The organism is Paenibacillus sp. MSJ-34 (assembly GCF_018918005.1).
In the GTDB taxonomy this organism is placed as follows: Bacteria; Bacillota; Bacilli; order Paenibacillales; family Paenibacillaceae; genus MSJ-34.
Genome location: NZ_JAHLPR010000015.1, coordinates 34,179 through 57,874 on the forward strand (window position 1 = coordinate 34,179; position 23,696 = coordinate 57,874).

At 51.1% G+C, this 23,696-nt stretch carries 24 protein-coding genes; 10 read left to right on the forward strand and 14 right to left on the reverse strand.

The genetic code is table 11. The annotated features are described in order from the left end of the window. Nucleotides 1-71: 71 nt before the first annotated feature. From KQI79_RS09560 to ftsE, 3 genes are read right to left on the reverse strand one after another with little or no spacing between them, the layout of a single operon-like run. A complete protein-coding gene (locus tag KQI79_RS09560; protein WP_216538006.1) occupies nt 72-1,271 on the reverse strand; it encodes a murein hydrolase activator EnvC family protein in 1,200 nt (399 codons plus the stop codon). A gap of 24 nt (nt 1,272-1,295) precedes the next feature. Then, a complete protein-coding gene (ftsX, locus tag KQI79_RS09565) occupies nt 1,296-2,210 on the reverse strand; it encodes a permease-like cell division protein FtsX (protein ID WP_216538007.1) in 915 nt (304 codons plus the stop codon). After that, nucleotides 2,200-2,886 carry a cell division ATP-binding protein FtsE gene (gene ftsE / locus KQI79_RS09570; RefSeq protein ID WP_216538008.1) on the reverse strand — a complete coding sequence of 229 codons (687 nt, stop codon included), beginning with the start codon at nt 2,884-2,886 and terminating at the stop codon, nt 2,200-2,202. The genes ftsX and ftsE overlap by 11 nt, the downstream gene beginning before the upstream one ends. A 278-nt stretch (nt 2,887-3,164) precedes the next feature. Between ftsE and KQI79_RS09575 the strand changes: the two genes are divergently transcribed. Then, complete coding sequence (locus KQI79_RS09575; RefSeq protein WP_367398159.1) at nt 3,165-4,622, forward strand: VanW family protein; 1,458 nt, start codon at nt 3,165-3,167, stop codon at nt 4,620-4,622. A gap of 994 nt (nt 4,623-5,616) precedes the next feature. Here KQI79_RS09575 and thpR read toward each other — a convergent pair. Then, a complete protein-coding gene (gene thpR, locus KQI79_RS09580; protein WP_216538009.1) occupies nt 5,617-6,204 on the reverse strand; it encodes an RNA 2',3'-cyclic phosphodiesterase in 588 nt (195 codons plus the stop codon). A 394-nt stretch (nt 6,205-6,598) separates the two neighbouring features. On the opposite strand from thpR, the gene KQI79_RS09585 reads away from it, so the two are divergent. The 3 genes from KQI79_RS09585 (at nt 6,599) to ilvA (ending at nt 9,471) form a co-directional block, all read left to right on the forward strand. Beyond that, nucleotides 6,599-7,852, forward strand: coding sequence for an MFS transporter (locus KQI79_RS09585; RefSeq protein ID WP_216538010.1), 1,254 nt, complete (start codon nt 6,599-6,601; stop codon nt 7,850-7,852). A 79-nt stretch (nt 7,853-7,931) separates the two neighbouring features. After that, nucleotides 7,932-8,126 (forward strand): nitroreductase family protein, encoded by a 195-nt coding sequence (locus KQI79_RS09590; RefSeq protein ID WP_216538011.1) that lies wholly within the window; start codon nt 7,932-7,934, stop codon nt 8,124-8,126. 79 nt (nt 8,127-8,205) lie between these two features. Then, nucleotides 8,206-9,471, forward strand: a complete 1,266-nt coding sequence (gene ilvA / locus KQI79_RS09595; RefSeq protein WP_216538012.1) for a threonine ammonia-lyase IlvA — start codon at nt 8,206-8,208, stop codon at nt 9,469-9,471. A gap of 36 nt (nt 9,472-9,507) precedes the next feature. On the opposite strand, the gene KQI79_RS09600 is transcribed toward ilvA, so the two are convergent. The 3 genes from KQI79_RS09600 to KQI79_RS09610 all read right to left on the reverse strand — a co-directional run bounded on the left by KQI79_RS09600 (nt 9,508) and on the right by KQI79_RS09610 (nt 11,769). Beyond that, complete coding sequence (locus KQI79_RS09600; protein WP_216538013.1) at nt 9,508-9,876, reverse strand: DUF488 domain-containing protein; 369 nt, start codon at nt 9,874-9,876, stop codon at nt 9,508-9,510. A gap of 69 nt (nt 9,877-9,945) precedes the next feature. Then, nucleotides 9,946-10,923, reverse strand: a complete 978-nt coding sequence (locus KQI79_RS09605; protein WP_216538065.1) for a diaminopimelate dehydrogenase — start codon at nt 10,921-10,923, stop codon at nt 9,946-9,948. A gap of 201 nt (nt 10,924-11,124) precedes the next feature. Continuing rightward, nucleotides 11,125-11,769, reverse strand: coding sequence for an HAD-IA family hydrolase (locus KQI79_RS09610; RefSeq protein WP_367398160.1), 645 nt, complete (start codon nt 11,767-11,769; stop codon nt 11,125-11,127). Between the two features lie 151 nt (nt 11,770-11,920). Here KQI79_RS09610 and KQI79_RS09615 point away from each other — a divergent pair, with 151 nt between their 5' ends. Further along, nucleotides 11,921-12,823, forward strand: a complete 903-nt coding sequence (locus KQI79_RS09615) for a LysR family transcriptional regulator (RefSeq protein WP_216538015.1) — start codon at nt 11,921-11,923, stop codon at nt 12,821-12,823. Here KQI79_RS09615 and KQI79_RS09620 read toward each other — a convergent pair. After that, entirely contained in the window at nt 12,808-13,374 is a 567-nt protein-coding gene (locus KQI79_RS09620; protein WP_216538016.1) for a uracil-DNA glycosylase, read from the reverse strand. The two genes, KQI79_RS09615 and KQI79_RS09620, sit on opposite strands and share 16 nt — an antisense overlap. Before the next feature lie 51 nt (nt 13,375-13,425). Next, nucleotides 13,426-13,914 (reverse strand): GAF domain-containing protein, encoded by a 489-nt coding sequence (locus KQI79_RS09625; protein WP_216538017.1) that lies wholly within the window; start codon nt 13,912-13,914, stop codon nt 13,426-13,428. A gap of 173 nt (nt 13,915-14,087) precedes the next feature. Here KQI79_RS09625 and KQI79_RS09630 point away from each other — a divergent pair, with 173 nt between their 5' ends. From KQI79_RS09630 to KQI79_RS09645, 4 genes are all read left to right on the forward strand, one after another. Next, on the forward strand, nt 14,088-14,297 hold the full coding sequence (locus tag KQI79_RS09630) for a DUF2905 domain-containing protein (RefSeq protein WP_253298055.1): 210 nt from the start codon (nt 14,088-14,090) through the stop codon (nt 14,295-14,297). Between the two features lie 275 nt (nt 14,298-14,572). After that, the gene (locus KQI79_RS09635; RefSeq protein WP_216538019.1) at nt 14,573-14,887 is read left to right on the forward strand and encodes a helix-turn-helix domain-containing protein; all 315 of its coding nucleotides are present in this window, start codon (nt 14,573-14,575) and stop codon (nt 14,885-14,887) included. A gap of 11 nt (nt 14,888-14,898) precedes the next feature. After that, nucleotides 14,899-15,828 carry an IS3 family transposase gene (locus tag KQI79_RS09640; RefSeq protein WP_367398162.1) on the forward strand — a complete coding sequence of 310 codons (930 nt, stop codon included), beginning with the start codon at nt 14,899-14,901 and terminating at the stop codon, nt 15,826-15,828. A gap of 423 nt (nt 15,829-16,251) precedes the next feature. Next, nucleotides 16,252-16,824, forward strand: a complete 573-nt coding sequence (locus KQI79_RS09645; RefSeq protein ID WP_216538021.1) for an LOG family protein — start codon at nt 16,252-16,254, stop codon at nt 16,822-16,824. A gap of 722 nt (nt 16,825-17,546) precedes the next feature. On the opposite strand, the gene dhaL is transcribed toward KQI79_RS09645, so the two are convergent. From dhaL to KQI79_RS09670, 5 genes are all read right to left on the reverse strand, one after another. Continuing rightward, nucleotides 17,547-18,197, reverse strand: a complete 651-nt coding sequence (gene dhaL / locus KQI79_RS09650; RefSeq protein ID WP_216538022.1) for a dihydroxyacetone kinase subunit DhaL — start codon at nt 18,195-18,197, stop codon at nt 17,547-17,549. A gap of 99 nt (nt 18,198-18,296) precedes the next feature. Next, the gene (locus tag KQI79_RS09655; RefSeq protein ID WP_216538066.1) at nt 18,297-19,289 is read right to left on the reverse strand and encodes a dihydroxyacetone kinase subunit DhaK; all 993 of its coding nucleotides are present in this window, start codon (nt 19,287-19,289) and stop codon (nt 18,297-18,299) included. A gap of 61 nt (nt 19,290-19,350) precedes the next feature. Beyond that, complete coding sequence (locus tag KQI79_RS09660) at nt 19,351-20,235, reverse strand: dihydrodipicolinate synthase family protein (protein WP_216538023.1); 885 nt, start codon at nt 20,233-20,235, stop codon at nt 19,351-19,353. 39 nt (nt 20,236-20,274) lie between these two features. Then, a complete protein-coding gene (locus tag KQI79_RS09665; RefSeq protein WP_216538024.1) occupies nt 20,275-21,093 on the reverse strand; it encodes a carbohydrate ABC transporter permease in 819 nt (272 codons plus the stop codon). Further along, entirely contained in the window at nt 21,093-22,022 is a 930-nt protein-coding gene (locus KQI79_RS09670) for a carbohydrate ABC transporter permease (protein WP_216538025.1), read from the reverse strand. The genes KQI79_RS09665 and KQI79_RS09670 overlap by 1 nt, the downstream gene beginning before the upstream one ends. 183 nt (nt 22,023-22,205) lie before the next feature. Between KQI79_RS09670 and KQI79_RS09675 the strand changes: the two genes are divergently transcribed. Further along, nucleotides 22,206-23,693: a response regulator gene (locus KQI79_RS09675; RefSeq protein WP_253298057.1), complete on the forward strand. Its 1,488-nt coding sequence runs from the start codon at nt 22,206-22,208 to the stop codon at nt 23,691-23,693. The last annotated feature ends 3 nt before the right edge of the window (nt 23,694-23,696 follow it).

Here is a 23,696-nt window from a genome sequence, read left to right on the forward strand (position 1 = left end):
TTATAGTATATGTCAAGCTTGTACTGATTATTAAGTTTTTTCCAATGCCAACTTCCGATGACAAGTTCAAATTATAAGTTCAAATATCCAGCCGGGTTCACCGGTTTTTCGTTAATACGCACTTCGAAGTGCAGATGATTGCCTGTCGATACGCCGGTGCTTCCGACTTCGGCGATCTTCTCGCCTTTCTTCACGGATTGGCCGTTCTCGACCTTAATGCCGCCGTTGCGAATATGACCGTACAGCGTCCAGACTCCTTTGCCGTGGTCGATAATGACGGTATTTCCGTAACCGCTCGTTTCCTGCGCGACGATGACCGTGCCGCTTTCGGCCGCGAATATCGATGTGCCTTTCGGAGCGGCGAAATCGATGCCGTTATGCGGCTTGGATTTTTGCCCGGTTACCGGATGGGTGCGCGGACCGAACGGGGAAGAGATGCGTACGAAATCTTGAATCGGCATGCCCAGTTTGCCGCCCTTGTACGTTTTGTTCGATTTTTTGTTTTTATTCTTCTCTTTCTCCAGCGCGGCATATTTCTCCGCCCGCGCCTTGGCCAGCTTCATCACCGCTTGTTCCTGCGCTTCGCTGATTTCTTCGGACTCTTCGATTTTTTGATTTAGGCTGGCGATGGCCACTTCTTTTTTCTTTTCTTTGGCGACCAGGTTCTTTTTCGTGTCTTCCAGCTTCGCATAGAGCACTTTCACTTCTTCCAGGTCTTTCTTAATTTGCTTCTCTTTCTCGACGATTAGTGCTTTGTCGCGCTTATGGGCGGCCAAAATTTCTTTATCCTGGCCGACGATCGTTTGCAGCGTATCGAGCCTGTCCAAAAAATCGGAAAAGCTCGTCGAACTCATCAGTACATCCAGGTAAGACACGAAGCCGTTCATATACATTAACCGAACGCGGGAATCGAGCAACTGTCCGCGCGCGATGACGCGATCCGTCGCTTCTTGCAGCTGCTGTCCCGTCACATGCAACTCGTCGACTTTATCGTCGATTTGCAGCATGACGTTGACCATCTCGTCGCTCACGCTGGAAATTTCCTTCATAATTTGGTTGATTTCCTGCTCGGTCGCGGCTTTTTGCTGTATCGCCTGCTTCTTCGTCGCTTCCGCGTCGTCTTTCGCTTTTTGGGCGTTCTTTATATCTTGTTCGATTTTTTTCAAATCCGCGTTAATCTCGTCAATTTTGGATTTCGCTTCGCTGGACGTCGGGTACAAAACGGCGAACAACAAACCGGCGGCGATAAGCATCGCTGCGATTTTCTTCATTTTCTCTCCTCCCGGTACGAATGTTTATACTTTCAGAAATTTTCGAATCGAAATCGTGCTTCCCCATATTCCGATCAAAACGCCCAAACATAGCATCAGCAACCCGACCTGCATCCACATGTCTTGCAGCGGGACCAGCTTGATCAGCATGAGGCCGAGCTGGTTTTGCGTCGAATCGACCAATCGGTAATAGCCCAGAAACAACAGCCCGATCGTGATAAGCGAACCGATCAATCCGATCAGCGCGCCTTCCACGAAGAACGGCCAGCGAATAAAATGGTTCGTTGCGCCGACGAGCTTCATAATGCCGATTTCCCGGCGCCGCGCCAATATTGTCACTTTGATCGTATTCGAGATCAGGAACATGGCTGTAACGGCCAATCCGGCTACAATGATCAGCCCGATGTTGCGGATCGTATTCGTCACCGCGAACAGCTTCTCGACGGTGCCTTCCCCGTATTTCACCTTCATGATCGGCTCGGCCGTATCCACCTTGTTGATGCCGTTAATTTTCTTGGCGACGAGCGGCACCGTAGTCGGTTCGTATACTTCCACCAGGAACGAATCGGGCAGCGGATTGTTCTCCTCGTTATATCCGTCGAGCAAATCCGCGCCGTCTTCTCCTAAACTTTCGCGAAATAATTCCATTCCTCTCATTTTAGAAATATAGTCGATTTTGCTGACCTCCGGTATATTGCCGATTTCCGTTTTCAATGCTTGTATTTTTTCTGTCGATACGTTTTGCAGATAGACCTGAATTTGTACTTTGCTCTCGATCTGGTCGCTCAAAGCGTTGACGTTAAGCGCCAGTATTACGAACACTCCCAATATAAACAAGGAAATGACGATCGAGCTGATCGAAGCGAACGACATCCACCCGTTGCGGATTACGTTTTTGCTGCCTTCTCGGATGTGACGGGTAAACGTATTAAAGGTCATAACCGTACTCCCCCCGCACTTCGTCGCGCACAATAAGCCCTTGTTCAATCGCAAGAACGCGTTTGCGAAGCGAGTTGACGATATCCTTGTTATGAGTCGCCATCACGATCGTTGTGCCGCGAAAATTAATTTCGTCCAACAGGTTCATAATGCCCCAGGACGTTTCCGGATCGAGGTTCCCTGTCGGCTCGTCGGCGATAATCACCGACGGGTTGTTCACGATCGCCCGGGCGATTGCCACCCGCTGCTGTTCCCCGCCGGATAACTGCGCGGGCAGGCTGCCCGCCTTTCCCTTCAATCCGACAAGGTCCAGCACCTCCACGACACGGCGTTTAATGATGCGGCGCGGCGCCTCGATCGCTTCCATCGCGAACGCGACGTTCTCGTATACCGTCAATTTCGGCAGCAGCCGGAAGTCTTGGAACACAACCCCGATATTCCGCCGTACGAACGGAATTTTCCGCTGCTTCAGCCTGCCGACGTTGAACCCGTTTACCGATATTTGTCCTTTTGTTGGAACTTCTTCTCTATAAATTAATTTCATAAACGTCGATTTGCCGGCTCCCGACGGGCCGACCACATAGACGAATTCGTTACGGTCGATCCGAACGGAAATTCCTCTTAATGCATGTGTGCCGTCCGGGTAGGTTTTCCACACGTCTTGCAGTTCTATCACGTTATCACTCCCATACATAGTTAGCCTTTATATATTCGACATATATTGCTTAATTCCTCTTGCAACCCGACGATTTTCATCAAAATATTTACTGTTTCGTTACAACCTTGTTACTTTTTAGGCCGGGACGAAAGCTTTTCGCATAGCGCGCATATACATGAGGAATGACCTCCGGAAAAAGAAAATCGCACGGATGCCCTTTCGCTTCCGGGCAACTTCTTTGCGCCCCAAAGCCGGCTTTGCAAACGTTCGGAGGTTAGTGACGAGAAGAGCAAAGGGTGAAGCTGATCTTGAAACGGGTCCATTATTTGTTTATCGTTGTCGCGTTCGTCTTTTTGATCGTTGTGGGATTGTGGGGTTGGCTGCATAGCTATGCGTCGCAAAAGACGATCCCGGCCGGCGTCCGGATCGCCAATTGGGAAGTCGGAGGGTTGACGGCGGAGCAATTTGTCGAAAAATTAAACGTTTACGAGGAACGATTTGCGAATAAACAAGTCGTCTTCACGATAAGCGAGCCGAAAACGAAGTCCGAAACGCTTACGTTCAAGCAGTTGGGCGTAACGTTCAATAAAGACGAGCTGCAAAGCGGCATCTTGCGCTTATGGGAAGGAAACACGTGGGAACGCGTCAAATACCGCCACTCGATGCCGCTTCGCTTCGATTTGCGGGTGGCGTGGGATGCAAGCCGGATCAAGTCCGTATTCACCCCGGATTGGGAGCGGCGGACGATGAGCGACGCGGTCGATGCGGTCCGGTGGATTACCGAGGACGACGAGGTGCGCTATGTTCCGGAGCAGTTGGCATACCGTATCGAATGGCCGGAGCTTGAGCGCAATATCGCGGAAATCCTGCCAGCCGATTTTACAATGTTCAACGACATGAATAATAGCAACAAAATTTCGCTGCGCGTGCCTCTCGCCTCAACCCCGCCGGCCATTACGGTCGCCTCGCTCAAGGAGGAAGGGATCGAACGTAAAATCGTCGAATTTACGACGAGCTTTGAAACGAGCGAAGAAGGCCGGTCGCATAATGTGACGTCGGCGGCGCTCACCATTCATGACATGATTCTCGAGCCTGACGAAGTGTTCGATTACGGAAAGGTAATCGCGGAGACGGAGAAAACATACGGCTTCCGCGAAGCGCCGGTGATCTATAACGGCAAGCTCGTGCCGGGGATCGGCGGCGGCATTTGCCAAGTGTCGAGCACGCTGTACAAAGCCGCGCTGCTGTCCGGCCTGGAAATCGTGGAAAGACGGAATCATTCGCTGCCTGTCAGCTATTTGCCGATCGGGCAGGACGCGACCTTCGCGGATGGGTATATCAACTTTCGATTTAAAAATTCGACGGGCAAATCGCTGCTCATCCGCACCTCGGTAGAAAATAAACGGCTCACGGTCAAGCTGTTCGGGACGCTGCCGGAAGACGTAACCTATGAAGTGAAGTCCGAAACCGTGAAAGTGCTCGATCCGCCGGTGAAATACGTGCGCAACACGAGCTTGCCCGCAGGCAAGGAGCAGGTGCTGCAAGCCGGCAAACAAGGCTTTGTCGTCGACACGTACCGCATCGAGCGCAAAGGCGGCAAAGTCGTCGATACGAAGCGCGTGTCGCGGGACACGTATCAGCCTCAGCCGAAGCTCGTCGCCGTCAATGCGGGCGGCGAAGGCGGTTCGGACGGGAAGAAGAACGACGATTCGCAGCGGATCGTGGAAGACGGCATCGGAGGCCCGAATTTTTGAGGCCGGGGGCGTTAGGCCGCTCAACTTTGATGCGTACTCAGATCTCGGCATCGCGCTCGGGTCTCGGGGCATCGCGCTCGGACCCTGACGTGAGGCCCTCGGCATCGCGCTCGGGTCTCGGGCATCGCGCTCGGACCTTGACGTCGCTCTCGGGGCCTCGTCATCGCTCTCGGGTCTCGGGCATCGCGCTCGGACCTTGAACACCGCGCTCCATTACCCCTGGAATTGGCGTCAGTAACAGTGCGGCGGCTTGAAGCCGGACACAGAATCCTCTATTTCGGGTAAAATGAGCCTTTAAGCAGGTTATGCGGACATACGTTCCGTTATTTGTCGCTAAACGAGCCATTTTAGGCCGATTTGCCACAAATAGCGGATCGTCTGTCCGCCTTTCCGTCCCATATGGAGACAAAACGCAAAATAACGCATTCTCTGTCCGCGAACCAAGCATGCCGCTAACATTTCCATTGAAACTAGCATTAGAATTGCCTTACATTTTCTAGCTGGGTCGGCGCCTCAAAGATATAACGGATTTCCAAGGCCCTATTTTTCAAATTTCAGTCGATTTTTCGGACTTAACGGATTTTCGAACCGTTATCATACCGCGATCGGCCTGAGAAGGTTAAGTTTTGCGATGTTTCGACAAAATAGCGCCCTCAAAACCCGTTAACTTCGCCAAGACGGCGTTTTGATACGCAATAAAGCCTCCAAAATCCGTTAACCTATAGATCATCCTATGCTACCCTCGGCTGGAAAGGCTATAATATGTAACGCCGGTGTGACTCTATTGGATTTTGTCCAATGTTTCTCCGCTCTGCCTACGCTATACAACCTTTTCATTGGAAAATGTACAATGAAATCTTCAAAAAATCGGACAAGGACGCGAAAAGACGAAGTCCATTGGATCATTTCCAATAGCGACCCGCTTTTACCTATAAATCGGCCATTTCAATTGGATGTTTTCCAACGGAGACCCCACAGCAAGCGCAGGAGCCGCTTATAATGAACCCGCCGCAAAAGGAAACCGCCCGATTGCCTCATACATCGGTTCGCGGTTCATATGGGTTTGGTACAGAACCATACTGTCAACGGATTGAACCGAATCGTCCGATACCGGCGTTCCGGATTCGCTCGACAACCCGTCGGGGCGAAACGGCTGCACGCCCCGGTAGCGCCGCGCGAGCGTAATATGCGGGCGGTAAGGGCGATTCTCCGGCTCGAAGCCGTAAGCGCGGCAGGCCTCTTCCACTTGGCGCTGCAAACGGCGGAGCGGCTCCACATCCCCGTTCACGGCAGCCCATAGTACGCGCGGCGAAGAACTCTCGCCGAACGTGCCGAAATGATGCAGCGCAAACCGCAGCGGATCGGTCGCAACGGCAATGCGCATGAGATCGCCGTGCAGCCGCTCGATGACGGCCGGAGCCGTATTGCCCAGAAATTTCAACGTAATATGGTAATCGGACGGATGCACCCACTTTTGAAACGAAAATTCCCGCTTCCGATGCCGGGACCATTCGCTCAAAGCGGCACGCATGTCCTGAGGAACGGGAAGAGCGACAAACACGCGCATTTCTTTCTGATCCATGCAATCATCTCCTATTATCAAACTAAGTTTATACCGGCATAGCGCTCTCGGATCAAGAACGTTTCCGCCATGCGGAATAGAACTCCCCCTCCGCTTCATACTAAGGAAGAGGGGGTGACAAACCGACGATGGCCAAACAACAAGGACATGCCCGCCAAAACACGACGACCCGCACTTCGGACCGGAAAAACAAAAAAGGAAAATAACGGCCTTGCGAAGATTTGCCGCACACCCGGCCGGAAAACAGCCACAAAATAATTGTTGACAATCCTCTGGAAACGGCATTAAAATAACCAAAATAATGGCTGCAAAAACCTTTTCCTCCCATGCCGCGCATCGATCGGCGGAAGGAGCGAATCGGTTTTTTATTTTATATTTTCAGGGAGTGACCGACATGTCAACAAAACCGGCAATTGCACAGGCCGCGCAAGCAGCGCGCCCGCTACAAACCGTCTATCCGATTCTGTTCGCCGTCAGCCTCGTGCATTTGCTGAACGACACGATTCAAGCGGTAGTGCCCGCGATTTTTCCGATCTTGAAAGATTCGCTCGCTCTTACCTTTACGCAAATCGGACTGATCTCGTTCACGATCAACGCCACCGCCTCGGTACTCCAGCCGCTCATCGGGCTCTACACCGACGCTCGTCCCAAACCGTATTTGCTGCCGATCGGGATGCTGTTCACCCTGTTCGGCGTAGCCGCGCTATCGATCGCGCCCAGCTTCTGGATCGTCCTGCTTTCGGTCATGCTGATCGGCATCGGTTCCGCCGTGTTCCACCCGGAATCGTCGCGCGTTTCCTACTTAGCGGCCGGGCCGAAAAAAGGGCTCGCGCAATCGATCTTTCAGTTCGGCGGCAATATCGGCCAGGCGCTCGCGCCGGTTATGGCCGCGCTTTTATTTGTCCGGTTGGGACAGCATGGCGCGATCTGGTTTACGATTGCTGCAGGCGCGGCGATTTTAATCCAGTATTACGTTGCGGGTTGGTACGGCAAGCAGCTCGCCTATTCGCAAGTCAAGAGGAAGAGCGCCGCCGCAAAGCCTGCCGTAACAAGCGGTTTGTCCAAAACGCGCGTCGCGTTCGCCATCACGATTTTGATGCTGCTCGTCTTTTCCAAAAACGTCTATGTCGCAGGCATCACCAATTATTATTCATTTTTTGTGATCGACCATTTCGGCTTATCGATCCAGCAGGCGCAAATGGTATTATTCGCTTTCCTGGCTGCAAACGTCCTTGGGCTCGTGTTCGGGGGAATGCTGGCCGATCGGTACGGCAGACGGAATTTGATCTGGTTTTCCATTCTGGGAACCGCTCCGTTCGCGCTTCTGCTCCCTTATGCGAACTTGGCGTTCTCTATCATCTTGCTCATTTGCGCCGGATTCATTCTCGCCTCTGCCTTTTCGATTATACTCGTCTATGCGCATGAACTGCTGCCGGGCAAAGTCGGCATGGTATCGGGCATTTTCTTCGGCCTGGCGTTCGGCTTGGGAGGGATCGGCGCCGCCGTGCTGGGCAATCTCGCCGACGCGACCAGCATCGGCTTCGTCATGAAATGCTGCTCCTATTTGCCGCTGCTCGGGCTGTTGACGGTACTGCTTCCTTCCGACCGGAAGCTGCGGGAAGCTTCCGCCTCCGCCTCGCAATCTTAAAGGATCATACTCATACTCCTCTTCTCCGGTCCGTTCCGGAGAAGAGCCTCTCCTCAAACGCTAGTAGTTTCGTTTGTCCTTGAATCAACCGCATACCATTCGAATACCGACGATCGGCTTCGATCCGGACATGATGCGCGAAACGCCGAACGCCCCGGAACAATATGTGCCGGTCATGCTGATGACGATCGGCAAAGCCGACGTTTCGAGCGAAAGACCGCGGGGATACCGCAAACCGACGGGCGAATTCGCTACTTACAACTCTTTTGCTTGAATCCTGCAACTTGACAAATCGGGACGGCTAGCGTTATAACTACTACAATCGTTATTTAGAGAGAAAAGAGGGACCCGAAATGAATCAGAATGCCGCCCCGAAAGCCGTAAGCATGGAAGAAATCATTGTCGCCCATCATGCCCTAAAAAATGTGATCAATAAGACCCCGTTCCAGCGGGACGCCAAATTGTCGGATAAATACGAGTGCAACGTATACTTGAAACGGGAAGATTTGCAAGTCGTCCGATCGTTCAAAATTCGCGGCGCTTATCATTTGATACGCAGCTTGTCGCCGGAAGAACTGAAGCAAGGCATCGTCTGCGCCAGCGCGGGCAATCACGCGCAGGGCGTCGCCTTTTCCTGCAACGCGCTGCAAATTCAGGGAAAAATATTCATGCCGAGCACGACTCCGCGTCAAAAAATTGCCCAGGTGAAAAATTTCGGCGGTTCGTTCGTCGAAGTGATACTGACCGGCGATACGTTTGACGACGCCTATGCCGAAGCGGTGAAAACTTGCGAAACGCATGGCATGAAGTTCGTTCATCCGTTCGACGATCCGAAGATCATTGCCGGCAACGGCACCGTCGGCATGGAAATTATCGAGAAGCTGGACGAGCCTGCGGACTACATCTTCGTGACCGTCGGCGGCGGCGGGCTGGCGTCCGGCGTCGGCACCTACGTGAAAGCCGTCAGCCCGGACACGAAGCTGATCGGCGTCGAGCCCGAAGGTGCCGCGTCCATGAAGGAATCGTTCGCACAGGAATCGATCGTGGCGCTGGACAATATCGATAAGTTCGTGGACGGAGCGGCCGTGAAACGAGTCGGGGATCTCACCTTCCGCATTTGCCGGGAAGTGCTCGACGATATTGTAGCCGTACCCGAAGGGAAAGTATGTACGACGATTCTCGATCTATATAACGAAAACGCGATTGTCGCCGAACCGGCGGGAGCGTTGACGATCGCCGCGCTCGATTTGTACCGCGATCAAATGAAAGGCAAGACGGTCGTTTGCGTCGTCAGCGGAGGCAACAACGATATCGACCGGATGCAGGAAATTAAAGAGCGCTCGCTCATCTACGAAGGCTTGAAGCATTACTTCGTCATCAATTTTCCGCAACGCGCGGGGGCGCTGCGGGAGTTTCTCGACGATGTGCTCGGTCCGAACGACGATATTACCCGGTTCGAATATACGAAGAAGAACGACAAAAACAACGGTCCGGCGCTGGTCGGCATCGAATTGAAGCATAAGGAAGATTACGACGCCTTGATCGAACGGATGAAAAAGAAAGGCGTCCAGTATACCGAGATCAATAACGATCCGGTTCTCTTCAATCTATTGATTTAATCGCAAACGGCGCTCTCGAGCGGCCCTCCGGCCGGCCTAGAGCGCCGTTTCTTCCGCAATCCGATCCCGCAACACGACCGCTTGGTTATGCGCCGCATCCTTCGCGGCATAGACGAGCGTAATCGTCTCCGTCTCCGCCCACGATCGAAGCTGCCGCACCAACTGCCGTTTCTCCGGATCGCCGTCCAGTTCTTGCCTATACCGCTTCCGAAATTCCGCAAACTTCCCGGGATCGTGGCCGAACCAAATTCTTAGTTCCCGGCTCGGCGCGATCTCCTTCATCCATAACGCGAGCCCGGCCCGCTCCTTGCTCATCCCTCTCGGCCAAATCCGGTCCACCAAGATGCGTTTGCCGTCCGCTATGTCCGGCGCATCGTATATTCGTTTTAGATAGATCGGTTTCATATCGGCACTCCTTCACCCCCGCGAATAGAGCAAAGGCGCATATCCTGTCGGATACGCGCCCGCACCATATTACAACAATTCTTTTCTTAAGTCCGCCGCCGATTTCGGAGACAAATATCCGAACGGGATATCGAATACCGTCTTCGCCCCGGACTGCCCTTCGGAGGACAGTTTATAAGCCGCTCTGGCGCAAGCGACGAGAACGCTCGCCGTGAATTCGGGATTGCTGTCCAATTTCAGGCCGAATTCGATAATTTGCGTGTTGTTCGCCCCGGTTTTGCCGCTGCGAAACACAAGCCCCCCGTGCGGCATCGCCGAATGGTTCGCTTTCAGTTCTTCTTCGCTAATAAACGTTACGTTCGTGTCGTATTGGTCGAAATAGTTCGGCATCGATTTAATCTCGTTGGCGATACGCTCCAGATCGGCGCCTTCCTCGGCCACGACGTAGCAATCGCGCAAATGTTTTTGGCGGGTCGTTAATTCAGGCGTCTCTCCCGCTCTGATCTTCCCGACCGCTTCCTCGCTCGGAATCGTGTATTGTACGCCGTGCTTCACCCCTGCCACGCGGCGGATCGCATCGGAATGGCCTTGGCTGACCCCTTTGCCCCAGAACGTGTACTCTTTGCCTTCCGGCAATACCGCTTGCGCCAGCAACCGGTTCAAGGAGAACAAGCCCGGGTCCCAGCCTGTGGAGATGACGCCGATCGTGCCCGCCTTGACAGCCGCTTCGTTCACTTTCTCGAAATATTCCGGAATTTTCGCATGCGTGTCGAAGCTGTCCACCGTATTGAACATCGCCGCAAATTGCGGCCCTTGATCCGGCAAATCCGTAGCCGATCCGCCGCATAAAATCATGACGTCGATTTTTCCTTTATAGTTCTCCGCTTCGGAAATATGCTTCATCAGAGCGTTGCCCGAAACTTCGCTCGGTTGTCTTCTCGTAAAGATCGCTTCCAGTTGAAAATCCGGATTTTGCTTCAGAGCCAGTTCCACCCCGCGTCCCAAATTGCCGTAGCCGACAATGCCGACTTTAATCGTTGCGCCCATCATGTATCCCCCTATTGAAACAAATTATTTATTGACATTCGATACGGTTCATAAAAATTATTATAGCAGTCTCCATCGACATTTCAAAGGGAGCATTCTACAGTTTTTTTGCACTTTTACGCATATAAATGGGTTCGTTTTAGATTGATCGCAACGAAAAAAAACATCTTCCCCGGTATCCGAATGAAGATGTTTTCGCGCTTATGATTCCGCCGTTCTCAGCGTTTCCACCCATTGTAAAATTTCATCAGGCTGATGGACAATCCGCTCCGGCTCCGCCTTCTCGAGCAGGTCGACCGTATCGAAGCCCCACGAGACGGCTGCGATTTTCACGTCGCATTTTTTGCAGGCTGCGATATCTCGATGCTCGTCGCCCACATAGACGATGTCGGCCGGACGCAGCTTCGTTTTTTTCAAAAACTTGTTGATCACCTTGTCTTTTCCGAATAAATTGCTGGAGCAAATAATATCGTCAATCCATTCTTTCATGCCGTTGTTTTGCAGAAATTCTTTAATGTTCTCCTCTGCGTTCGAAGAAATAATAGCGACCTTCAGTCCCCGCCGAATCAATGATTGGATTAAATCCGGAATTCCCGCGAAGAAAGAAAGTTTGCCGATTCTTTGTCGAAAATTCGTTTGAAACTCGACGGCGAGCGAAGGCAATCGATATAACGGAACGCCCAGTCTGCGGCATTTCTCTTTTAACGACATCGAACGCAGTTGCTCGATCTCCTCTTCCTTAATCGGATCGTATCCGTATTTGGCAGCAAGCTCCTGAATCAATTCGATGACAATATTTCTAGAATCGGCTAACGTCCCGTCGAAATCGAAGACAACATACTTCACCACAGGCCTTCCTCCCCTTTCATCATAAAATGTTTGCTGCGGACAAGTACCATTTTAACAGGTTTGCACCGCATCTGGCTACGCCGCATTGTAGCTTTATGGTAAAAAAGATACAATGGAACTACTTCAGAAACATCGGAGGGTTCAGACGGTGATCGTGGAAACATTAAAAGTATATGCTGCCGTTGTAGAGCACAGCCATTTTTCCCGCGCTGCCGAAGCGCTGAATATATCGCAGCCGGGCGTCAGCTTGCATATCCGCAATTTGGAAAACGAGTTCGGCGCGAAGTTGATCCATCGTTCCCCCAAATATGTAAAAGTAACGGAAGCGGGCAATATTTTGTATCAACGTGCAAAACAAATTCTCGCGCTGTACGAAGAAGCCAAGCAGCAGATTCGTTTGCTCCAGGACGTCGTAACGGGCGCGCTGAAAATCGGGGCAAGCTTTACGCTTGGCGAATATATTTTGCCCCGGGTGCTGGCGCAATTTGCCGCTTCGCACCCGCAGGTAGACGTGCAAGTGATTATCGCCAACACGGAACAGATCGCCCAATCGGTTCACCGCGGCGAACTCGATCTCGGCCTTGTCGAAGGCCAAGTGCATTACTCGGATTTGCAAGTAAGTTATTTTATGGAGGACGAAATGCTTTTAGTGGCTCCGCCGGATCATCCTTTGACGCTGCTGCCGTCGGTTGAAGCCGGGATGCTGCAGGATCAAATATGGATTTTCCGCGAGAGCGGGTCCGGCACAAGGGCGTTTTCCGACCGCGTCCTCGAACAGTTGCAATTGCGCGCGAAGCATTCTTTCATTTTCAGCAGCAATCAAGGCGTCAAGGAAGCGGTCGCTTCGGGACTCGGCATCTCCGTCCTGTCGCATCTCGTTGTAAACAAGGCGCTGGACGCAGGAGAAATATGCCCGATCCGAGTGAAAAGCCGGCGTTTCGTGCGCAATTGCTCGATCGTACAAGCGGCCGAGCCGTCCGAATCGCTGGCGGTCAACGTATTCGCCGATCATTTGGCCGAATTCGCCAAACGACATCAGCCGCGTCCGTAGTATGCGGCGACACGCCGCCAGTCTTCCAAGAAGTACGGCATGAGATTCGGCCTGCGGCGGACGGCGAGAGGGTGATACGAAACCGTAGTCGGAACGCCGCGCACCTCGGTCCACGTTCCGCGAAGCGTTCGTACGTCGGCATCCGGATTTTCCAAATAGGATTGTGCGGCCACATTGCCCAAACAGAGCGCCAACTGCGGCTTCTTCGCCATTTCCTGCTCTTTCATGTGCTGCATGCAGATCGCGCGCGCTTTCGGCTTATCATATTTTCTTCTCGGGCGGCATTTCAGTACATAAGTCACATACAGGTCGTTCTGCGCAAACCCTGCTTCGTAAGCGGCATATTGCAGCGTTTGTCTGGTGCCGCAGACGTAAGGGTTGCCTTCGCGGTCCTCCCGTTCCCCGGGATTATCCAATATAATCCATATCGGAGCGTCCGGATTGCCTTCTCCCCAAACGACTCGGGAACGTTGACAGGCAAGCTCGCACTTCCGGCAATGGACGGCTTCTACCGGAGGCGGATCCTCGGGCCAAACGGTCGGTTGAAACAACGGCTTTCGCCTCCTTATGGCAGATCGTGTTAACCGTAGTTTCTCCCGAGGCTACCTTAGATGATCCAACAGCTTTGCCGCAAACTTTTCCAAATATATGCGGTCGGCCTCTTGAAAGCGGCCTTCGATCGGGCTGTCGATATCCAATACTCCAATCACCTTGCCGTCTTTTATTAATGGGACGACGATTTCGGAACGGGATGCGGCGTCGCAGGCGATATGTCCGGGAAACGCATGGACATCGGCCACAACGATCGTCTCGGCCTTGGCCGCCGCCGTTCCGCACACGCCTTTGCCGTAAGGAATACGAACGCAAGCGGGCAAGCCTTGGAACGGACCTAGCACCAATTCGCCGCTATCGTCTTCCGTCAAATAAAAACCGACCCAATTCACTTCGTTTAAAAATTGGTTCAGCAGCGCCGAGGCGTTGGCCAGGTTGGCGATCAGGCTCGTCTCGCCTTCCAGCAACGCGTCCAACTGCCGCAGCAGCGTCTCGTAATTGTCTTCCAAACTGCCTGTATATTGCAACGATTGAAACATTCGATTCACCTCTTCGGTCACGGGTACGTATTCGCAAATGCATTGCTGCTAATCATTATATAGAATGGGAAAGTCGTTGTATATTCATAAATAAAATACGTGTTCAAAAAGTCAACTTGATCAGGAGAGGACTTTTAGAATAACCTCTAAAGGAGATTTTCCAAGTGGATAACATGCCGAAACTGTTAATCATCGCAGGTATTGTCTTGATCGTGATCGGGGCCGTCTGGGCATTTGGCGGCAAATGGCTGCAATTCGGTCGGCTTCCGGGGGACATTGTCGTCGAGAAGGAAAATTTTAAATTTTATTTCCCAATCGTGACTTGCATTGTGATTAGCGTTGTCGCTTCGATCGTGATGTACCTGTTTCGATTGTTTAAATAAGAGGACAGCCGATTCCATAATCAGGTTAGCGTCCCCAAAGAGAGCCTCGATTCGTTGGGATAGTTTTGGCGTGGAGAACGTAACGTAGCAGGAAATGAGTAAGGAGTTTCTGTGAAACATACGGAATCAGGGCGAGTCGCCGATTTGTGTATGAAATTTCGTATTAAATCGTGTGACTCGATCCAGGATGCAGCACATTCCTCCACAGCCCCCTAATTAAGTTGGAGTCCTCCACCACGAAAATGTACACTTAGTACATGAGGAGGACGAACTCAATGGGAAAAATGTCTGAGCAGAGAGAGAAGGCTGCACAAGAGGTCTTGTCTGGCATTAAGGCAGCTGTTGTTGCCAGAAAATATGGTGTTACTCCCGGTACGGTGAATCAATGGGTAAGGGATTATCGAGAACAGCATGGCGAACAAGATCATCCCTATCCCCAGGAGCAGGCTGAAGAAATGAAGCGCCTTCTCGAGATCGAGAAGAAATACGAGAAGGCAGTCAAGATGCTGGGAGAAAAGGATCTAGAGATCGAGATCCTACGTGAGTTGCTAAAAAAGCCAACCCCTGCTTATCCGAAAAATTCAAGATAGCCGACACGTTCATTAAGCAGGGTAACCCAGCAGTCCTTGTGCTGCGCATCATTGGGTTGGCTGAGTCAACTTACTATGACCGCATGAAACGCATGTCACAGCAGCCCCTACAGGCAGCTCAAAGTGGGCGCGGAAGACCCGTACCGGGTTATTCCTTTACGGAGTCTGGGGAGAAAATCAGTGACGAGCAGATCCAGGAATGGCTTCTTGAGCTGATTTCTGGAGAAGAGCACGTGTACGGTTACAAACTGCTTGCGGAATGTTTGTGGAACCAGTATAGGTTGAAGTTAAATCACAAGAAGAGCTATCGGCTGTGTAAGGAGCTAGACATCCTACAGCCGCAGCGTCAGAAGCGCTTCAAGCATCCTCGGAAACTGCCAGAGAACCGAGTCATTACGGGACCTAACCAGCTCTGGCAGATGGACATTAAATATGGTTACGTCGCTGGTCGCGATAGGCATTTCTTCGTGCTGAGCATTATCGATGTATTTACCCGTGTCATTGTCGGCTACTACAGAGGATCGTCGTGTGAGGCCAAGCATGCCTGTCAGACGCTTGGGAGAGCAATAAGCAGCTACTGTAAAGCTCAAGATGACTCCCCCGTAGTACGCACCGACAATGGGCCACAGTTCGTAAGTCACCTTTTCGGAGACATGTGTGAAAACTGGGAGATCACTCACGAACGCATTCCACCAAGAACGCCGGATCTAAATGCTTTTATTGAATCATTCCACAGTATTTTAGAACGAGATGTTTTCAACAAAGAAGAGTTCGCAACGTTCGAAGAGGCTTACGCAGCTGTGGACCGATACATGGACTTCTACAACAACCGAAGAATGCACACAAGCCTTCGAAGAATGCCACCGGTTAAGTTTGCAGAATGGGTAATGCGTTTAAATGACCGGTCAAATTTCTTCTGGCCGAGAAAGAACGTGAAATAAAGATTATAACTACGTCATGAGTCGGTTTTATACGGAAGACTCCGGAATTAGGGGGTCGCACCGATTCCGTACGATTTTTCGTACAAATCTACAGAATGAGGGCTCGCATCGCCAATTTGTGTATGATTATTCGATTAAAATCGACCAGTTCCATTCGGATGCAGCACATTCTATACGATTTTTCACACAAACGTGTGGCGCTTGAGGCGGTCCGAGGGAAAGTTGTTGCACCTGGCGTGAAAACGAAAGCCCGACCGGTCTATATGGTATTGCAAATTTTACCTACAACTGGTCGTTCCGTTGTACATTCGATGCGAGGTTAATGCCGTTTTTCATATCCGATTCAAATCTCTCGGTTGTTGTAGTATACTTCACTATACTCGTCTGTAATAATAGAATTTCAATAGAACGGAGGTTTTACTTATGAAACGTATATGCGTATTTGCCGGTTCCAACGCGGGGAGTGCGCCCGAATATGCGCAAGCCGCGCAGAGGCTGGGTCAAGAACTGGCTGCCCGAAATATAGAGTTGGTGTATGGTGGCTCGAAAATGGGGCTTATGGGTATCGTCGCCAATACGGTGATGGAAAGCGGCGGCAAAGCGATCGGCGTTATGCCGAAAGGCTTGTTTGCCGGCGAAATGGTTCACGGCGGGCTATCCGAGTTGCACGAAGTGGACGATATGCATCAGCGCAAGGCGTTAATGACCGAACTGTCCGATGCCTTCATCTCCTTGCCCGGCGGGCTTGGGACATTCGAGGAACTGTTCGAGGCGCTTAGCTGGTCCCAACTGGGCATCCATCGAAAGCCGGTCGGATTATTGAACGTCAACCAATTCTACACCCCACTGTCCGCCTTGATATCGCATGCGATTCAAGCCGGGTTCGCCCGGCAGTCGAATATGGACTTATTCGTGATGGAGGAACGTCCCGCGGAATTGGTCGAAAGCTTATTGCATTTCAAGCGGCCGCAGCAAGAAAACAAGTGGGGCAAGTAGCAGTTTGCCGCTGCCGCCACTGGCGTTGGCGTTGCATTGACAAAAGCTGCGGATTCGAGTTCATGCAAGTTGTCATGCGCAATGGGCCGGCAACTTACAGCGGCGAGAATGCCAATTGCTGTAAAAAGAGTCGAGTTCATGATACCGCTGGGACTGACGACCCGTCGGGCGGGCTAACGAAACGTAAACACGCTGATCGTCTGTCAATCGCCTTGTTGCTGGTGTAACGAAACTGAAACACGCTGATGAGGGCAAAAAGTCGGTAAAACCGCCGATTTCCAATCAATAACGATTTGTACATTCGTTAGAATGACGACGTCTCCATTTTGGGCCCATAAGGATTATGAGTTTCGTTAGCACTAGCTGCACAATTGCAGGCTTTCTGAATGAAAGGCGCTTCATACCTGGCTTTTCTTTCCCGCTGGCTGGGGCGGAATGGTTGCAAAGATGACTGCACTGTTTCGTCATCCTAGCCCGTTTAGATTGATGCAACGCTAGTGGACTGCCATTGGATTTTGTCCAATGAAAATCCGCACCACCCCCTGAGAAACAGCTTTCCATTGGAATTCATCCAACGGAAAGCTTTTTTTCTCCCGATTTTCCTCGTCTGAGTCGAATTTCATTGGATGAAATCCAATGAAATGACATTCCAGCTACGGAACAGCAAGATTCCATTGGATGAAATCCAACGAAGCGGTGGGTTTATTCTAATTCCCGCATGATTATGCCCCGTCAAGCGAGCTTACATAGTCGGCAAATCCGCGAAAAAACAGCGCACCCACCGTCGCTCCCGGGTCCCGGTGACCGATCGATTTCTCTAGATACCTTCCCGCGCGCCCATGTTGAGACTCCATGCCGATCGTTCGTTCCATGCCTTGCTCCGCGGCGGCGGATGCGGCTTCGACGGCTTCGGCCAAAGACGATCCGTTGGCGCTAGCGCGCCGGAACGCTTCCGTTGCAGGAACGATTGCGTCCAGAATCGTTTTATCTCCTACCTTGGCTTTGCCCCTATTCATAATCCCTTCGGACATCGCTTGAAACCATAGTTCCAGATCTTCGGCCGTCACCTCGTTTTTACCGCGAAGCGCTTGACCTGCGCGGAACAGCGCCGACGCCATGAGCGTTCCCATCGTCGAAGCCGCCTTCTCCCCCATAATCGCTCCGCTTTCCATCAAGATCGAACCGATGTCGCCGCTTGGGCGATCGGCAAATCCTTCGATAACGTGCCGGAAGCCTTTGGACATAGTCAATCCGATGTCGCCGTCTCCCAATGTTCCGTCGAGTTGGCAAAGGTAATCTTTGTTCTCGTCCATTATACGGCCGATTTCCCGAATTATGTTTTTGACATGCTCGCAGTTCAAAGAACGAATCATCTGAAAGCCTCCTTACAGCTTTGTGAATTGAAACGCGAATTGCGACTTCCCCGTTGCCTCATCGCATGCCGAACCATTATGCAACGCATTCGCTAAGCTCTAATTAAAATATATCGGAAAGGAAACGTCCAACAACGGCCCCAATTCTTCATCCAATTTCAACACGGATACAGACAATCCCGCCATTTCCAATGAAGTCGCCACTTCGCCCACATACGATTTATGGACGAAAACCCCTTGCTCTCCCAGCCAATGATATACTTTCCGGTGAATAATATATAATTCTTCCGGCGGCGTGGCGCCTAAGCCGTTGATCAATACCGACACTCTATCTCCCGACTCCAGCGCAAGGTCGTCGAATATGCGTGAGACCAGTTGCTGCGCGATATCGTCGGCGGATTGGATTTCTCCCTTGAACAAACCGGGCTCGCCGTGAATGCCCATCCCGATTTCCATCTCGCCGACTCCAATCTGAAAGCTCGCCTTTCCGACGGCCGGCAATATGCAAGGAGACAAAGCGACCCCAATCGTTCGCACATTCGCGTTCGCCTTCTCGGCAATGCGTTTCACCTCGTCCAATCCGGCCCCTTGCTCGGCTTTGGCGGCAGCCAGCTTGTACAAATAAAACAATCCGGCCACGCCGCGGCGCTGGCTTTCCCTGCCTTTGGGCATCGACGCCGCATCGTCGGTTGCAACCACGGATTCTACGCGAATCCCTTCGGCATCGGCCATTTCCGCAGCCATATCGAAATTCATAACATCTCCGCCGTAATTGCCGTAAATGTACAGCACTCCGGCTCCGCCGTCAACGGCACGAGTCGCGTCGAGCATTTGTTTGGGACTGGGGGACGCGAATACGTCGCCGACCGCGACGCCGTCGATCTTCCCGACGCCCACATAACCAAGAAATAAAGGAAGATGTCCCGAACCCCCTCCCGTAACGATAGCCACCTTGCCCTGCCTGGGCGCATCCGCCCGCACAATGGCGCGATTGTCGCTGCGGACGCTTTTGACTTCGGCCGGGTGAGCCAGCAAATAACCTTCCAACATTTCATCCACCATACGCTCGGGATCGTTTATAAATTTTTTCATTTTCGCTTTTTCCGTCATCTATCCCTGCCTCCAATCCGATTTATCAATACCTTCTGGGCCGCTATGGTTGAAATTTCTCCAATATACGGAACACGGCTTCCTTTTCTTCCTTGGAAATATTTCGCAGCGGCGCGCGAACTTTCCCGCCTTTCAACCCTCTCAACGCCAACGCTTCTTTGAAAAGAGACAAACTTCTGCCGTAACGGAGCGCTTCCGTTAAGAAGTTAATTTTCAATTGCTCTTGTTTCGCCTCTTCGATTTTCCCCTGCATGTAATATTCGAACAGTTTGACGTACGGTTCGGGAAATACGTTGGCAACGCCCGAAACGCAACCGTTCGTCCCCATATGCAATCCCGCCAAATAATATTGATCAGGACCCAGCATCATGTAAAATTCCTTGGGGGTCGCATTGATGATTTCCAAGATTCGCGAAAAATGATCGGAGCTAAATTTTAACGCCCGGATATTGCGGTGGTTCTCGATCAGTTGCAGTATGGTATTCAATGAAATTTCGTTTCGGGCATTATTAGGGAAATTATACAAAAAAATGGGGAAATCTTCGGATACCGCCTGTGCCACCGCTTGGAAATGCGCATAGATTTCACGCTCCTCCAACGGGAAGAAATAAGGGCATACTACGGAAATGCCGGAAGCTCCGATTCGCTCGGCATGCCGAGCCAGCTCAATCGTACGGGCCGTGGAAATTTCGCCGGCGTGAATGACAACCGGCACTCTTCCGCGAACGGTACGCACGACATGCTCAGCCACTTCTTGTCTCTCTTCGACGGACAGAAGCATTCCCTCCCCTGTGGTGCCTAGCGGAAAAAGCCCGTGAACCCTTTTGTCGATCAAAAACTCGGTCAAACAGTCGAGCGATTCGAAATCGACCCGCCCGTCTTCATGAAACGGCGTCAATACGGCTGGAAAAATACCTTGGATTTTCATGGTCATGCTCCTTCTCGTGATTTATTGGGATTCCTGCGATTAACCTTTCACACTGCCGCTAACGAGACCCGCGACGATATGCTTTTGCGTGAACAAAAACAGGATCAGCACAGGCAATGTAACCATACTCGCCATAGCCGCCAAACTCGACCAATCGATTTGCTCGAAAGACATTGAGGAGAACACGGCCGCCGGAAGCGTCTTCGTATTCCGCCCTGCGAGAATGACCGGAAATAAAAAGTTATTCCAGGCGTAAATGAACGACAGTATCGAGCTTGCCGCGATGCCTTGGCGTGTCAGAGGGACCATCACTTTCCAGAAACACTTCCACTCGCTGCATCCGTCAATACGGGAAGAATCGTGCAACTCCTTGGGAATTTCCAGAAAGAAACCGATCATCAGCCATATGACCATTGGCAGATTAATCGTTAATTGCGCCATGATCAGTCCGGCGAACGTATCGCTTAAACGAAGGGTGCGAAACATTAAAAACCAGGGAACCAGAAAACTGATCGACGGGATCATTCTCGTTGCCAGAATAGCGACCGAAAGCGATTGCAATTTCCAGCGCACAATGCCGTAAGCGGCCGGCAATCCGATCACCAATCCTGCCAGAACGGTTCCGATACTGACGATCAACGTATTCAAGACATACTTGATAAAGGGCGTCGTGCCGAATATGTTATCGTACGCGTGGAACGTCGGCGTAAACTGGAAAAAGGTCGGCGGATACGCAGTGCTGTCCACATCCGATTTGATCGAGACCGAGAACATCCAATAAAAAACGAACAGGCTCGGAATGCTGATCGCGATTGCACAGACGAACAACAGCATCGATCTTCTTTTCTCTTTGCCCATCACTTCCATTCCACCTTTCTGTTCCTAATAAAGAACCATGCAATGGCCATCACGATGAAGAAGAAAATGACGATCTGCGCCGAAGCGTAACCGGTGTTGTAGTAAGTGAACGCTTGATTGTACAATAAAATGTTCAGCGTGGTTGAAGACAGCCCGGGTCCTCCCTGCGTCATGACGTAGATTACGTCGAACGTTTTGAGCGCATCATTCAGGCGAAAGACGATAGCCGAAGCAATGAAAGGCCATAACAACGGCATCGTAATATGGACGAACCGTTTCCATGCGGAAGCCCCGTCGATTTTGGCGGATTCGTAAACGTCGGACGGCAAGCTGGCGAGGCCCGCAAGGGCGATGATCATCAATAAGGGCGTCCATTGCCATGTATCGATTAAAGCCAGAGCGGGTATTACCGTACTCTCGCTATAAGTCCACAGCGACTTGGGAAGCCCAAATTGTTCCAACAAATAATTGGCCACGCCCAGATCGGGGTTATAAATCATTACGAAGATTAATGCGATAGATACGGGAGTCGCCGCCATCGGCATAATGGCCAATGTACGCAAAATGCCTCTTCCGAAAAATTTCGCATTATACAAAAGCGCCAGCCCGATTCCGAGCACCGTTTGGAACAACAGGGCCAAAGCCGTAAAGTAAAGGGTCACTCTGAGCGAATACCAAAAACTCATATCCTTGAAAAGCTTGATATAATTGTCCAGGCCGATAAATTGGGCAGCCGAAATATTCGTCAGTTTCGTATCGTGAAAGCTCTGCCAGACCGTATAAGCAACCGGAAAAATGAGCAGCAGCGTAAGAAACAAGACGGCGGGAACCATAAACGTATATTTATAGAGTCTTTCTTTGCGGGCTTCGGAAGGAGCCCTTACATTGACATTTTTCTTAAAAGTGCGAACAAGCGCCGGATTCCTCATTGCTTTCCTCCTGATATCATTGTCGTCTCATCCCGCGAACGATCCTGCATATTGCCTCGTTCATCGTTTAGATATAGTATAGAAAATAAGTTTTCGGAGGGTAATGAGTTAAAATTTGCTCTTATGTGTCTTATTTTTGTATCCGCATACATTTTCGGCAAGAGGTGATCTGCAGTGGTTCGCATGATGATAGTAGAAGACCAGGCCTGGACGAGAAAAGGGTTGTTGCAATTAATCGATCGCGATCATCTGGGCATCGAATCGATCGAGGAAACGGAAAACGGGATCGAAGCCTACGAACGAATCAAGCAAGGAGGAATTCAACTGCTGCTGACGGACATTCGCATGCCCGGCATGGACGGTTTGGAGCTTTCCCGTTTAGTGCGGGAACAGTTTCCCGAAATGAAAGTTGTCATCTTGAGCGGTCATAACGAATTCGAATATGCGCAAAAAGCGCTGCGATATCAAGTCAGGGACTACTTGCTCAAACCGGTCCAATCGACCCTGCTGCATCAGACCTTGGAAAAAGTCATCGATGAGTTGAACGACGGCAAAGAACGGGAAATTCATCTCTATCGCATGATTTTGCGTCAACTGCTGGAAGGGAATCCGCTGGAGGATACGGATCCGATCGGCATTTTTTCGGAGGCCTTCGGCCACTCCCGAAAGCGGATCGTTCGGCTCCGCATCGAACCGTTCGTTCGAACCGAAGAATATTTGCGGCTTGCGAAACAAGCATTCAAGCCGTACGGGATTCATGCTATCCCTTTGCCCGCGGAAGACGAATCGATCATCTTTCTATCTGTCGAAGGGACTTTTGCCGATCGTACGCTTAAAGCCATATTTACAGAAATCTCGGATAAGCTCCAAGGCTGCACTATTCGGGTCGGATTAGGCCAGTGGTTCCATAACGCAGACCATGCCTGGATTTCGGATCTGGAGAGCGTACTGGCTTTGCAGCTTTGCGAATCGAACGGTTTCTGCGAGTATCGGGAATCGCTATTTGTCGACGCGTCCCATGAAACGATCGGGATCCAAGATCTATGGACGTCACTCCGGCAACAGGATCAAATTAAGATGAATCATTGGCTATTGCAATGGTTTCCGGAGAATAGTCCGCAAGCCCAGACCCGCTTTCGCTGCGCTTTATTAATTAAATCGATGCTGCAGCGGCTCGAAGACGAAATCGGCGATTCGTTGGACTACTATTCGCTAATCAAGAGATTGAAGTTTATTATGAAATCGACAACCCATTCCGAGCGGGAAATGGTGCAGTGGGTGACTGAGACGTTCCGCCGCGCCTATGACACGATGATGAACAACGAAACGAAGCAAGGGAAGCAAATTGTGGGGTGGTGCCAAGCCTACATCATGAACCATTTGAACGATGAGATTCATCTCTCCCATTTGGCGGAAAAGGTTCACTTCAGCGCCAGCCACTTGAGCAATTTATTCAAGCAATTTACAGGCAAAAATTACATCGATTTCGTGACGGATTTGAAAATCAACAGAGCTTTAAGCTATTTGGAAGAGTCCAACATGAAAATTAATGAAATCGCTTCCGAATTAGGGTACTCCGACAGCCGCTATTTCAGCAAATTATTCCGTAGAATAGTAGGGCTTACGCCATCCGAATACAGGAATAATCTAGGAATAGAAAAGAGGAGATAAGAT